The 11,992-nt window shown below is 69.6% G+C and carries 11 protein-coding genes and 1 pseudogene; 6 read left to right on the top strand and 6 right to left on the bottom strand.

Translation table 11 applies throughout. The annotated features are described in order from the left end of the window. Positions 1 to 33: 33 nt before the first annotated feature. Positions 34 to 1,599, bottom strand: a complete 1,566-nt coding sequence (locus ACWFR3_RS33725; RefSeq protein ID WP_453738482.1) for an oleate hydratase — start codon at positions 1,597 to 1,599, stop codon at positions 34 to 36. Between the two features lie 197 nt (positions 1,600 to 1,796). Here ACWFR3_RS33725 and ACWFR3_RS33730 point away from each other — a divergent pair, with 197 nt between their 5' ends. Further along, positions 1,797 to 1,985, top strand: coding sequence for an antitoxin (locus ACWFR3_RS33730; protein ID WP_453738483.1), 189 nt, complete (start codon positions 1,797 to 1,799; stop codon positions 1,983 to 1,985). A 132-nt stretch (positions 1,986 to 2,117) separates the two neighbouring features. Here ACWFR3_RS33730 and ACWFR3_RS33735 read toward each other — a convergent pair whose 3' ends face one another. Further along, complete coding sequence (locus ACWFR3_RS33735; RefSeq protein ID WP_453738510.1) at positions 2,118 to 2,660, bottom strand: TetR family transcriptional regulator C-terminal domain-containing protein; 543 nt, start codon at positions 2,658 to 2,660, stop codon at positions 2,118 to 2,120. 286 nt (positions 2,661 to 2,946) lie between these two features. Between ACWFR3_RS33735 and ACWFR3_RS33740 the strand changes: the two are divergent. Next, positions 2,947 to 4,446: pseudogene (locus tag ACWFR3_RS33740) on the top strand (glycoside hydrolase family 30 protein); the annotation flags it as partial. A 115-nt stretch (positions 4,447 to 4,561) separates the two neighbouring features. Here ACWFR3_RS33740 and ACWFR3_RS33745 read toward each other — a convergent pair. Then, the gene (locus ACWFR3_RS33745) at positions 4,562 to 5,305 is read right to left on the bottom strand and encodes a metallophosphoesterase (protein ID WP_453738484.1); all 744 of its coding nucleotides are present in this window, start codon (positions 5,303 to 5,305) and stop codon (positions 4,562 to 4,564) included. Positions 5,306 to 5,466: 161 nt separating this feature from the next. Between ACWFR3_RS33745 and ACWFR3_RS33750 the strand changes: the two genes are divergently transcribed. Continuing rightward, positions 5,467 to 6,084 (top strand): CGNR zinc finger domain-containing protein, encoded by a 618-nt coding sequence (locus ACWFR3_RS33750; protein ID WP_453738485.1) that lies wholly within the window; start codon positions 5,467 to 5,469, stop codon positions 6,082 to 6,084. Here the strand turns inward: ACWFR3_RS33750 and thpR are convergent. After that, the gene (thpR, locus tag ACWFR3_RS33755) at positions 6,036 to 6,683 is read right to left on the bottom strand and encodes an RNA 2',3'-cyclic phosphodiesterase (protein WP_453738486.1); all 648 of its coding nucleotides are present in this window, start codon (positions 6,681 to 6,683) and stop codon (positions 6,036 to 6,038) included. The genes ACWFR3_RS33750 and thpR overlap by 49 nt on opposite strands. Before the next feature lie 80 nt (positions 6,684 to 6,763). Further along, complete coding sequence (locus ACWFR3_RS33760; RefSeq protein WP_453738487.1) at positions 6,764 to 7,369, bottom strand: hypothetical protein; 606 nt, start codon at positions 7,367 to 7,369, stop codon at positions 6,764 to 6,766. Positions 7,370 to 7,613: 244 nt separating this feature from the next. Here ACWFR3_RS33760 and ACWFR3_RS33765 point away from each other — a divergent pair, with 244 nt between their 5' ends. Next, the gene (locus tag ACWFR3_RS33765; protein ID WP_453738488.1) at positions 7,614 to 9,131 is read left to right on the top strand and encodes a hypothetical protein; all 1,518 of its coding nucleotides are present in this window, start codon (positions 7,614 to 7,616) and stop codon (positions 9,129 to 9,131) included. Positions 9,132 to 9,268: 137 nt separating this feature from the next. After that, positions 9,269 to 10,483 carry a serine hydrolase domain-containing protein gene (locus ACWFR3_RS33770; protein WP_453738489.1) on the top strand — a complete coding sequence of 405 codons (1,215 nt, stop codon included), beginning with the start codon at positions 9,269 to 9,271 and terminating at the stop codon, positions 10,481 to 10,483. A 22-nt stretch (positions 10,484 to 10,505) separates the two neighbouring features. On the opposite strand, the gene ACWFR3_RS33775 is transcribed toward ACWFR3_RS33770, so the two are convergent. After that, a complete protein-coding gene (locus ACWFR3_RS33775; protein ID WP_453738490.1) occupies positions 10,506 to 11,045 on the bottom strand; it encodes a CGNR zinc finger domain-containing protein in 540 nt (179 codons plus the stop codon). 90 nt (positions 11,046 to 11,135) lie between these two features. Here ACWFR3_RS33775 and ACWFR3_RS33780 point away from each other — a divergent pair, with 90 nt between their 5' ends. Beyond that, entirely contained in the window at positions 11,136 to 11,882 is a 747-nt protein-coding gene (locus ACWFR3_RS33780) for a haloacid dehalogenase type II (protein WP_453738491.1), read from the top strand. The last annotated feature ends 110 nt before the right edge of the window (positions 11,883 to 11,992 follow it).

Raw genomic sequence — 11,992 nt, forward strand, 5'->3', positions numbered from 1 at the left:
CACCGGGGCGGCGTCGTCCCGCGGTGGCAGTGATCAGCGCCGGTGCATGGTCTGCAGCGCCTCGACGAGGACCTTCGGGTCGTGCCCTCCCTTGTAGACGGGCGGCGGCTGCTTCTTGAGCCCGAGCAGCTGCGCGACGGCCGTCCAGGCGGTGCGTACCGAGTACTCGACCGTGAACACCACGTCGTCGGGGACTTCCGCGTACTGGCCGATGAAGGCGAGGTTGGTGGATCCCCGCGGCACGACCGGCGGCCGGTCGCCGGCGCTGCGGACCAGGAACTGGCTGGTGATGTACGGCATCAGAGCGGGGAGCACGATCGAGTTGTCGAGGATCTGCGGGCCGTCCTCGAAGCGCAGGTGGTGCAGGACCTCGTCGAGGATCTCCCGGCCGGTGCACTTGCGCATCGGCTTGCGGACGAAGTCGCCCTCCTCGTCGGGGAACAGGGCGTAGCCCCACCAGACGTAGGTGTCCTCGGGCTGGCCGTGGAAGTGCGGCTGGTGGTTGAGGACGATGGTCAGCAGCCACTTGGAGTCCTTGAAGGTGATCAGGCCGCCCTTGCCGGCCTCGCTGCCGCTGAACTTCTCCATCAGCTTGAAGAACGTGGGGTCCTTCGTGGTCACGGTGAAGGATTCCCAGGTCGACTGCGGGATGGACGAGTTGAAGACCGCGGGCCTGCCGAGGCCCTGCCGCTTGGCCGCGAGGGTCTCCCACAGGCGCCAGGCGCCGTCGGCTCCCGTGGTGTCCAGGGCGGGCACCGTGTCGGTGGACCCCAGGGTCGAGCCTGCCGTCATCGATCCGTTGGTGATCATGACGAGGTCGTCGGGGCCGAGCGTGATCTCCTCGTCCCGGTCACCTCGTGTGCAGCTCAGAGCCGTGACGGTGAGGGCATCACCGTCGGCAAGGGTCAGGTCGGTGACCGTGGTGCCGAGCTGCACGGTCACGCCCTGGTCGGTGAGCCACTTCAGCAGCGGGCGCACGATGGAGTCGAACTGGTTGAAGCGGGTCCGGTAGATCCCCGACATGGAGTCGAAGGTCTTGAAGAGGTGGATGAACCGGTTGAGGTAGCGGCGGAACTCGATCGCGCTGTGCCACGGCTCGAAGGCGAAGGTGGTGCACCACATCCACCAGAAGTTCGTGTGGAAGAACTCCGGGCTGAAGCAGTCGGTGATGCGTTTGCCGTCGAGCTGCTTCTCGGGGGTGCCCACGCACTTGATCAGTTCGAGGCGGTCACGCTCGGAGAAGCCCATCGAGTGCGCGTCGATGACCTTGCCTGCGGCGTCGACGAGCCGGGCGTGGTCGTCCCAGGCGAAGTCCTCGTGGAAGGCGAAGGTGTCGTCGGTGACCGACTTCGACGGGTCGTCCAGGGAGGGGATCGAACCGAGCAGGTCGTAGGTGCATTCGAAGTGGATCTCGAACATCCGGCCGCCGCGCATCGTGTAGCCGGTCTCGGGCGACCCGGAGGCGTCCAGACTGCCGCCCTCACGGTCCTGCTCCTCCAGGACGACGATGTCGGACCCCGCGAACCGGCCCTCGCGGATCAGGAACGCCGCCGCCGACAGGGAAGCGATGCCGCTGCCCACCAGATACGCCTTTGCCATGAACGCCTTCTTCCCGGTCGTTTTTCGTACGCCGTGCCACTCGCGCCCCCAGCTTCGGCGGATGCCCGGAGCCGTGCAGCAGGGGGCGGCCGAACGGGTTAGTGCAGGCAGGGGCGGGCGGAGGGCGCCAGCGGATGCGGAACACGCCGCGCAATGTGAGCCTGGATGTGGGGGAGACACAGAGAGGTGGTTGGCCCATGTCAGTCATGGACAAGCTCAAGCAGATGCTCAAGGGCCACGAGGACAAGGCCGGGCAGGGCATCGACAAGGCGGGTGACTTCGTCGACGACAAGACCCAGGGCAAGTACTCCGGTCAGGTCGACACCGCCCAGGACAAGCTGAAGGACCAGTTCGGCAGGGACCAGGGCCAGCCCCCGCAGTCGTAGCCGCCGTCTGCGTTGTCAGTGCCGGCCGCTAGCGTGGAATCTTCCATCCGCGCTGTGGCTGCAGCGCTGCCGCCCCGCCCCTGCTCCGAGTGATGCCGGAGCGGGGGCGGGGCGTTCGGCTGTCCGGCCGCGTCAGGCGCCGTGGGCGCGGATCTGTGCGAGAAGGGCGTCGAGGGCCTGTTCCGTGGCGGCTGCCATGTCCACCGCCGCCGGGTCGAGGAGCCACTGCACCTGCAGGCCGTCCATGACGGCGATGATGACGTTGGCGGTGTTCTCGATGTCCAGGTCCGGCCGTGCCTCGTCGAGTTCGCAGGCCTCGGTGAGGGCTTCGACGATGAAGGCGCGCAGGCCCGCGTAGCGCCGCCGGAAGTAGGGCTGCGCGGGGTGGTCGTCTGTGACGCTCTCCGCGCAGAGAACGGTGTAGAGGCGGACGATGCCCTCACGTTCGGTGTTGTGGCGCACGGTGTCCACGAGGTGGCGCAGGAAGGCGATGCCGCGGGGCCGCTGCGGGCCCAGCGGTGCGATCTCGGCGTTGTCGCGCAGCTCGAGAACCTCGGTGAGGAGGTTCTCCTTGGTGCGGAAGTAGTGCAGGACGCCCGCCTGCGTCAGGCCCGCCCGCTCGGCGATCTCCGCCAGCGAGGCTTTGCCGTAACCGCGCGCCGCGAAGGTTTCCATGGCGATCTGCAGGATCTCGTCGTGACGCTCCTGAGCGGCCTGGCTGCGCCCGCGGCGGGTGACCTCCCCTTGGCGCCGGCGGTCTGCCGGCGTCTTCGCGCCCGCGGTCTTCGCTGCCTTTTGGGTGGTCACGGTGCGGAGTCTAGGCGCGAGTTGATCGTCCGGAAAGAAGCGCGCCCCAACCACTTACTGAGTACTTAGTAAGTGTGCTTCCATGTTGCCCGCTCACCCCCCACTGCGCAGGCCCCACCACGTACGCGTGCATCGCAGACCCAAGGAGCCGCACATGAGAACACCCGCCAGGACACCCGCTGGGACACGCAGCAGAACGCGCCGCAGCACCGGCCTGAAGACCGCCGGGGCGGCAGCCGCCCTCGCGCTCACCGGCGCCGCCATCGCCTACGGCCCGCTCACCGAGGCGCAGGCGCGCCCCGCCTCCGCGACGGCCCACGCAAAGGCCGGGCAGGCGGCAGCCGATCCCGCGGCACAGGTGTGGATCACCACGCCGGACGGGAGCCGCAAACTCGCGCACGCGGGCGAAGCGCCCTTCACCGGCCGCCCCCAGAGCACGGACATCCGCATCGACCCCGGCGCCAGGGCGCAGCGCTTCACCGGCGCGGGCGCCTCGGTGACAGAAGCCTCCGCCCGCCTCATCCGCCAACTGCCCGCCGACAAGCGGAAATCACTCCTGACGTCGCTCTTCTCGCGCGAGGGCGCAGGCATCGGCCTCAACTACCTGCGTCAGCCCCTGGGCAGCAGTGACTTCAACACGGACGCGAACTTCACCACGTACGAAGACACCAAGGGCAGCTTCACCATCGACCGCGACAAGAAGGACACCCTGCCCGTCCTCAAGGAAGCGCTCGCGGTCAACCCGCGCATCCGCTTCATGGGATCGCCCTGGTCGGCGCCGGCCTGGATGAAGTCGGGCGGTTCACTCAAGGGCGGCAGCCTCAACGCGGCGCACTACCAGGACTACGCCGACTACCTGGTCAAGGCGATCACGGCGTACCAGGCCGAGGGCGTGAAGCTCACCGACCTCAGTGTCCAGAACGAGCCGGAGTTCGCCAACTCCACCTATCCGTCGATGTCGATGACCTCGGGCCAGCAGGCCGCCTTCCTCAAGGTCCTCGACAAGACCCTGACCGCCGCGGGCCTCGGCACCAACCTCCTGGCCTACGACCACAACTGGGACCACCCGAACTACCCCCTTGAAGTGTTCGGCCAGACCTCCGGCATGAACCGCCTCATCGGCGCCGCGTTCCACTGCTACGGCGGCAGCCCCGAAGCCGAGCAGCAGGTGCGTGACGCGGGCAAGCGCGTGTTCTTCACGGAGTGCTCGGGCACCGACTCCTCGGACACCTCCAAGACGTTCGCCGACACCCTGAAGTGGCACGCCGAGAACCTCGTCGTACGCAACATGCGCAGCGGCGGCGAGACCGTCGTCAGCTGGAACCTCGCCCTGGACGAGAACGGCGGCCCGCACCAAGGACTGTGCGGCACGCGCTGCAACGGCGTCGTCGAGACCAGGAGCAACGACACGGTCACCAAGAACGCCGAGTTCTACATGCTCGGCCACCTGACCAAGTTCGTGGACGAGGGCGCGACCCGGATCGGCTCCACCGGGGACACGACCATCAGGAACGTCGCGTTCCAGAACCCGGACAGCTCGCGGGCCGTGTACGCGGTGAACACCGGCTCGGCGGCGAAGACCTTCTCGGTCACGGACGCGGGCCGCACCTTCACCTACACGCTCCCCGCGGGGGCGGTGGCCACCTTCACCTGGCGCCCCTGAGCGAGCGGTCGTCTGTCCCGCACCCCGGCCGGGGTGCGGGACAGACGCTTCAGCTGCGGGGAAGTCTCACCGTCAGGTCCAGGGCGAGGGTTGACGCCGGGTGCGGTTACGGCAGCACGCGGTAATGGGTGGTCAGACGGTGGTCGTCGTCCAGGACGTGGAAGGCGAGGCCGGGCGGCTGCTCGCGGTCTGCGGGCTCGTCGCCCTCCCAGGGCAGACGCAGCGTCCAGGTGATGGCGGGACCGACGATCAGCGGGCGTGCGGCGAAGATGCTGGCGGCCGCGGTGTGGGCGTGGCCGGTGAGGACGGCGGCTACGCGCGGGTGTGCTTCGAGCAGCGCGGCGAGGTTCTCGGGCTGCTGGAGGAGGTAGGCGTCGGGCAGCGGATGGTGCAGCTCGACGGGCGGCTGGTGGAAGGCGATCAGCGCCGGGGTGTCGCCGGGCAGCGCGGCCAGGGTGGTGTCGATCCAGGCCAGTGTCTCCGCGTCCAGGAGCCCCTCGTCGCGGCCGGGGATGGTGGAGTCGCACATCAGGATGGCGGTGCCCGCGATGTGGTGGACCTCGTTGACGGGGCCCTCGCCGGGTGCCCGGCCGAGCAGCGCCTTGCGGTAGGCGGGGCGCGCGTCGTGATTGCCGGGACAGGTCAGGACCGGGAAGGGTGCGGCCAGGATCCGGGCTGCTTCCTCGTACTCGGCTTCGTCGCCGTGATCGGCGATGTCCCCGGTGACCAGGAGGGCGTCGACCGGTCGGGGCAGGGCGCGCAGATAGTCCATGACGCGCGTGGCGCGACGGGTCGCCCGCTCGGTGCCGTCGAGGTGCAGGTCACTTATCTGGGCAAGCAGCGCTGTCATCGCTCGGTCTCCTCGTGGTGGGGCGGGGTGCGGGGGCGCCCGCCTCGCCTGTCTAACGGAAGTTTTCAATTTACCGTTAGAACATTAGAGTGTGCCGGGGGTTGTGAACAAGCGGTTGACGGCAGCGCCCGGAGACGGGCGGTGGGAACAGGAGACGGCCCGTGGAGCGCTGGCTGGCACTGGAACTGGCGAGCACGATCCGCCACGACGGGGAGGGCGGCGTCGCCGACGACCTGGCCACGGTCGAGGACGTCACGCGCTGGATCCGCGGGCAGGACAGCCTGCTGCCCGCCCACATCCGGGCCGGGCAACTCGCGGCGGACGAGGACCTCAAGCAGCAGATCATCGAACTGCGGCGTGCGGTACGGGCGTTGTTCGCGCGGGCGGTCAGCCCCGCGCCGCCCAGCCCGGCCGACGCCCACCGCCTGATGCCCGCCGAAGAAGCGCTGGCCCACCTCAATACGACCGCCGCTCGCGAACTGATCGCCCCGCAGCTGGAATGGCCGCGCGACGGATCCCCCACCACACGGCTGCTGTCGGCGCAGGACGATCCGCACACCGGCCTCGTGGCGGCCCTGGCCCGCGCCGCGGTCGACTTTCTGAGCGGCCCGCGGCGCGAGCAGCTGCGCGCCTGTACGGCGCCCCGGTGCGTGCGCTACTTCGTCAAGAGCCACGGCCGCCAGGAGTGGTGCAAGACGTCATGCGGCAACCGGGCCCGCGCGGCCCGCCACTACCGGCGCCATCGCGGGGCACCCGAGGGCGATTCCGCGCCGTCGTGACCAAAGCCGGTGCCTTGGTCGCGGCCGCCGAAATCCCAGGCGCCGACGTCGCGGTAGCGGATGGGCCCCGGACCGCGCCCGATGTTGCTCGCGACCAGATGCAAACGCTCGGCCTGCCACGGACGACCGGTGAACCCGGCGAGCCCGGCAGCGGCCTCCACCGCACAGGACGGGGTGTCCCGGCGGGCCCGGGCCAGCGTCAGATGCGGCCGGAACGGCCGATCCGGCGGAGCCATTCCGCAGTCGCCGACCACGGCACGCACCTCGGTGGCGAGCACATGCAGCTCATCGAGGTCCCCGCCGATCCCGCTCCACAGCACCCGCTCGTCGAAGTGCCCGCCGCCGCGCAGCGTCAGCGTGAGGGGGCGGCGGGCGGCTGCGAGGCGCGCGAGCGGCGTGCTCAGGAGCTCAACCACCGAGGCGGGGACTTCACCGAGGAACGCCAGGGTGATGTGCCAGTCCTCGATGCGGTTCCACCGCATACGGGGATGCGCCTGATAGGCGGGGCCGAGTACCTCCGCCAGTTCCTGCTTCGCGTCGTCGGGCGGGGCGAGCGCGATGAACACACGCACCGTCGCGGGCTGAATCTGATCGTTCACAGAAGACTTCGTACCGCATCCAGCCGATCGGGCGGCTACCGGCCCCGCCCCGATCCCGGCCCGGGGCGGGCGCCCGCCCCTCACTCATAGGGGCCGCCCCGGAAGTACATGCTCCGGCCCGCACGGGAACGGACGCCGCGCTCATGCGCGGCGTCGGACCGATCGGAGGGAGCCGACCGCGTGGCGAGCGCCCGCAGTGTCTCCAGACCGGCCAGGACAGCGCAGCGATTGTCCGCGCTCTTCATCCACGAGGGCAGCCGCGGGATCATGGACATCGTCGACTGCCACCCGCCGCGTTCGCGCAGTCGGGCGCCGACGTAGGCGGTCAGTTCGGCGGCGTGCTCTTCGTTGTAGGCCCACAGGGTCTTGCCGACGCAGCGGGTCTGCAGCCAGAGCGGCCGCCCGAAGAACGGGTCCTCACTGCCGCCCAGTACGACCCCGACCAGACCGGCGCCCCGCATCTCGGGCTCCCAGTCGGCTACGGCCCCGCACCCGCCGCAGGCCAGTCGCCGCGGCCGGAAGAGGAGTTCGTTGAAAAACTTGGGTGCGGGCAGACCGGGCCGGGGGACGAGGACCGCACGGCCGCCGCATGACGGGCAGACCACCAGCATGCGGCCGGCGAACCGGGCCAGCCACGCGCCGGTGTCTTGATGACGGACAGGCCCGGTGCCCGAAGCGGATTCCATGACGTGCACCCTTGCAGACGCGCGCCGTTGCGCGATGCCCGGGCCGCACCGAGTTCTGCGTAACTCCCGTCGGGGATCTGCCGCCCGGGCCCGGGCTCTGCTACGCAGGAACTGGCCTGGCGCGAGAGCACAGCGCGAGAGCGCAGCCGGTGCGCCGCAGTGTGCCAAGGGGGGGGGAATCATGCGCGATTCCGTACGTCGTGAAGGTTCGCGGACGCCCGAACGTGAGAGCCCGCGGGTGCCCGTGACCGATCCGAAGCTGGGGGTCGAGGTCAGTCCGAACCGGGTCGGCGAGCCCCGGCACCGGCTGGTCGCGGTGGGGGATTCGCTGACGCAGGGATTCCAGAGCGCGGCCGTCTTCAACACCGGGCTGTCGTACCCGGCGATCATCGCGCATGAGCTGGGATGGCTTCCGCGCTTCCGCTATCCCCTCTACGGGGGCTTCGGCGGGATGCCGTTCAACCTGGAGTTCTTCCTGCGCGACCTGGAGGACCGCTACGGGCGGACCGTGGACTGGTGGGAGCTGCCGCAGGCCCTGTTCCGGGCCCGCAATGTGATGGACCGGGTGGAGGACTACTGGGAGCGGGGGCCCGGCAGCAAGGTGCCGTCGACCACGGCGATCATGCACAACCTCGCCGTGTTCGGGTGGGATCTGCGCGACGCGCTGTCGAAGTCGGCGGACGAGTGCCGCAAGCGGATCGATGTGCCCAAGGACGATCTGGTGAATCAGATCGTGCAGAACGCCGGCGAGCGCGCTGCCCTGCGGGTGCTGCCCACCCAGCCCGAATCGGCGGGCGCCCTGACGCAGTTGGGTGCGGCGGCCGAGCTCGGCAAGGACACCGACGGCTCCGGCTCGCCGCACGGCATCGAGACTCTCATTGTTTTCCTCGGCGCGAACAACGCGCTGCGGGCGGTGACCGAACTCCGCGTGGTGTGGAGCGAGGACTCCGGCTTCGACGACTTGGACGCCAAGCGGCGCTTCACGGTCTGGCGGCCCAAGCACTTCATCTCCGAGCTGCGCAAGGTCGCCGCGCAGGTCGCCGGCATCAAGGCGCGGCACGTCATCTGGTGCACCGTTCCGCATGTGACCATCGCGCCCATCGCGCGCGGCGTGGCGGACAAGATCGAGCCTGGTTCGCGCTACTTCCCCTACTACACCCGGCCGTGGATCAAGGACCGGGACTTCGACAAGGGCAGGGATCCCAACATCACGGCTGAGCAGGCGCGGCAGGTCGATGACGCGATCGACGCGTACAACTACGCGATCACGGAGACGGTCCGGGCTGCCCGGACCAAGGGCAAGGACTGGTACCTCCTGGAGACCAGCGGCATGATGGACCGGCTGGCATCGCGCCGCTACGCCGAGGATCCGCTGGCGCGCCCGGACTGGTGGCAGCCTTACCCGTTGCCGTCGTCGCTGCAGGCGCTGTCGCCGCCGCCCAACTCCCACTTCCTCGCGGTCAAGAACGGACGGCGCAGCGACGGCGGCCTGTTCTCGCTCGACGGCGTGCACCCGACGACGGTCGGGTACGGGATCCTCGCGCAAGAGGTGATCAACGTGATGCGGCTTGCGGGCGTCCCGTTCTTCCGCCCCGACGCCACCACGCCCCGCCAGGACCCGGTGCTCGTGGACTTCGACCGGCTCATCCGCCACGACACGCTGATCAACCGCCCACCAGGGAATCTGGGTTCGGCCCTGAACGTCCTGGGCTGGGCCGATGAGGCCCTGGACCTGTTCCGGCGGGTGTTCGCCACTCTGTGACCGTCTTTTTCGTGAGCGGTTACGGGGACACCCCGAGACCCTGAGGCGCACCCCTGACAGGTCCCTGAGGCGGCCCCTGAGCGATCTCCGGGGCTTCCCCGATGGTGCGCGGTTTGCGTGGCTGGTCAGCTGTTGTCATGAGATATCTCCAGTCAACGCGCCGTCTGTCAGCCGTCCTTGCCGTGGCGGGTGCGCTCCTTGTCGCCGTGCCCGCTATCGCCCTGCCCGCCTCCGCCGACGCCCGCCCCGAGAGCCCGCGACTACACGACCGGACCCAAGCAGCCCTGAACGACATCGTGGAGCAGGGCACGCCCGGTGTGATCGCCGGGGTGCGCGACGGCCACCGGGTGTGGAACGGCAGGGCGGGTGTCGGTGACCTGTCCGTCGACCGGCCGCGCAGTACCCGCGAGAAGTTCCGCATTGCCAGCGTGACCAAGATCTTCACCGCCACGGTGCTGCTCAAGCTGGAGGCCAAGGGAAAGCTGTCGCTGGACGACAGCCTCGAGAAGTGGCTGCCCGGTGTGGTGCGTGCCGAGGGCTACCGGCCCGGGGCCATCACCGTGCGGCACCTGCTCAACCACACGAGCGGGATCTTCGACTACAACATGGACGAGAAGTTCCGTGCCATGTACGCCGGTGAGGAGTTCGACAAGAACCGCTACACCCGGTGGGCCCCCATAGAGCTGGTCGACATAGCGCTGGCTCATCCACCGAACTTCCAGCCCGAGCAGGGCAGCAGGCCCGGCAGGCCGGGCAAGTGGGACTACTCCGACACCAACTACATCCTCGCCGGAATGATCATCGAGAAGGTCACCGGCGGCACCTACAAGAAGGCAGTCGAGCGCTTGATCATCAAGCCGCTCGCCCTGCGCGGCACCGTGGTGCCCGCCGCCTCGCCCAAGATCCCGTCACCGCATGCCAGGCACTACTCCACGCTCTTCGAGGACGGACCGAGCCCCAAGGTGTACGACGTCACGGAGTTCAGCCCCACGGTGGCGTTCTCCGCAGGGCAGATGATCTCGACCGTCGGCGACGTGAACACCTTCCTGTCGAAGCTGCTGGGCGGCGAGGTGCTGCCCGCGGCCCAGCAGCGGGAGTTGCTCGATGCGGTGCCGGTCGACGGCGACAAGGGGCACGGCGGTCCGGAGGACGTCTACGGCCTGGGCATCCGGCACTTCGAGCTCGCGGACGACTGTTGGGCGTGGGGTCACGGCGGCATGATCCCCGGATCGGCGACCAGGACGCTGGCGTCGGCGGACGGCCGGCACGTGATGACCATGAACCGCAACGGCGACTGGGGCGAGCAGAAGCTGGAGGACGCGGCGGTCGAGGCCGAGTTCTGTCGGAACTGAGGGTGCATCGGGGGTGGTGGGGTCACGGCGTGTTCTGTTTGCGGGCGCGGTAGGCGGCTGCTTTGACGCGGTTGCCGCAGGCCTGCATGCCGCACCAGTTGCGGCGCGTGCCGCGGGAGCGGTCGAGGTAGAGCCGGGAGCAGCTCGGGCGGCTGCACTCCTTGAGGCAGCTGTCGTGGTCGGCGAGCAGGGTGATTGCCCGGCGGGCGACGTGAGCCAGAGCGGCGGGGAGATTTCCCGTCAAGTGGAGCCCTGCGTCGGTTAGTTGGGCGGCGGGCGGCGGTGCGGCGGCGGCGTTGTTGACGGTGTCCAGGTCGGCCGGGGTGTAGGGGCGGCCCTGCAGGCGGTCGAGGGCGAGCTGGTGGATGGCTTCGCGAAGTCGCAGGGCGGAGGCGAACGTGCCTGGGTCGGCGGTCACCTGATCGGGAAGCTCCTCGCAGGCGAGGACCCACTGCTCGAGGTCGGCGGGGGTGGCCAAGAGGTCAACGGGCCGGTCGTGGCGGCTTTCCACGGTGGCGACCAGGTCCAGGGCGGGGTTGCCGCTCACGAAGGCGAATTGCACGTCACCATCTTGACCGGTGACGCCCGGGCGGGCAAGACTCGTCACCGGTTCAACCGGTGACGCCGAGCGGGAGGGCGGAGAGGAGAACGGATGCCCGGGACAAGCGAGGCCGAAATCGAGGCCGTCGTCTTTGACGTACTGGGAACGATGGTGGACGAGTCAGGGGGACTGCGTGCGGCCATCGTCGAGGCGGTGTCCGCGACCGGCGAGATCCCCGACGAAGCGACAGTCGACCGTCTGCTCACGGCGTGGCGCGAGCACGTCGACGGCGAGCAGCGGCGCATGGGGGAGGGGAGAAGGGCCTACGCCAACAGCGAGGTCATCGACCGCGAGGCGGCTGAGCGGGTGGCCGTGATCGCCGGACTCACCGATCCGGTGGCCATCGGGCGCCTGGCCAGGGCGGCGGAGCGCCTGAGCCCCTGGGAAGACTCGGTTGCCGGACTCGCGCGCCTGGCACAGTGGTATCCCGTACTTGGGCTCTCCCACGCAAGCCGGGGGGCTCTGCTGCGTCTGAACGCACACGCCGGGCTGCGCTGGCACCAGGCCCTGTCGGCCGAGGACGCCCGCGCACACAAGCCCGCCCCGGAGGTCTACCGGCTGGCCGTCGAGGCGGCGGGGTGCCCGCCCGAGCGGGTACTGATGGTCGCCGCCCATGCGTGGGACCTTCGCGGCGCCCGGGCGGCGGGCATGCGAACTGCCTATGTGCAGCGGCCGGTCGGGGACCCGCCGCGGAGTACTGACTGCTTCGACTGGCGGGCGGAGAGCCTGGTGAGCCGAAGCGCGACGGGTGTCGCGTTGGCGGACCTGCTGCCAGCACGATCGCAGCACATGCGTTGAAGGCCCTGCTCCGTGCTGTCGGGTGCAGGCACCAGGAGGATTCGGGGGCTTAGCCACACTGTATGGACGTTCGCAACGCGTGAGGGTGAAGGGGTCGTCACCGAGCCACA

The organism is Streptomyces sp. NPDC055189, from assembly GCF_053606765.1.

Excerpts from the sequence above, each read along its gene's own strand:
- ACWFR3_RS33725 (WP_453738482.1), bottom strand. The coding sequence starts at position 1,599 with ATGGCAAAGGCGTATCTGGTGGGCAGCGGCATCGCTTCCCTGTCGGCG.
- ACWFR3_RS33730 (WP_453738483.1), top strand. The coding sequence starts at position 1,797 with ATGTCAGTCATGGACAAGCTCAAGCAGATGCTCAAGGGCCACGAGGAC.
- ACWFR3_RS33735 (WP_453738510.1), bottom strand. The coding sequence starts at position 2,660 with ATGGAAACCTTCGCGGCGCGCGGTTACGGCAAAGCCTCGCTGGCGGAG.
- ACWFR3_RS33745 (WP_453738484.1), bottom strand. The coding sequence starts at position 5,305 with ATGACAGCGCTGCTTGCCCAGATAAGTGACCTGCACCTCGACGGCACC.
- ACWFR3_RS33760 (WP_453738487.1), bottom strand. The coding sequence starts at position 7,369 with ATGGAATCCGCTTCGGGCACCGGGCCTGTCCGTCATCAAGACACCGGC.
- ACWFR3_RS33770 (WP_453738489.1), top strand. The coding sequence starts at position 9,269 with ATGAGATATCTCCAGTCAACGCGCCGTCTGTCAGCCGTCCTTGCCGTG.
- ACWFR3_RS33780 (WP_453738491.1), top strand. The coding sequence starts at position 11,136 with ATGCCCGGGACAAGCGAGGCCGAAATCGAGGCCGTCGTCTTTGACGTA.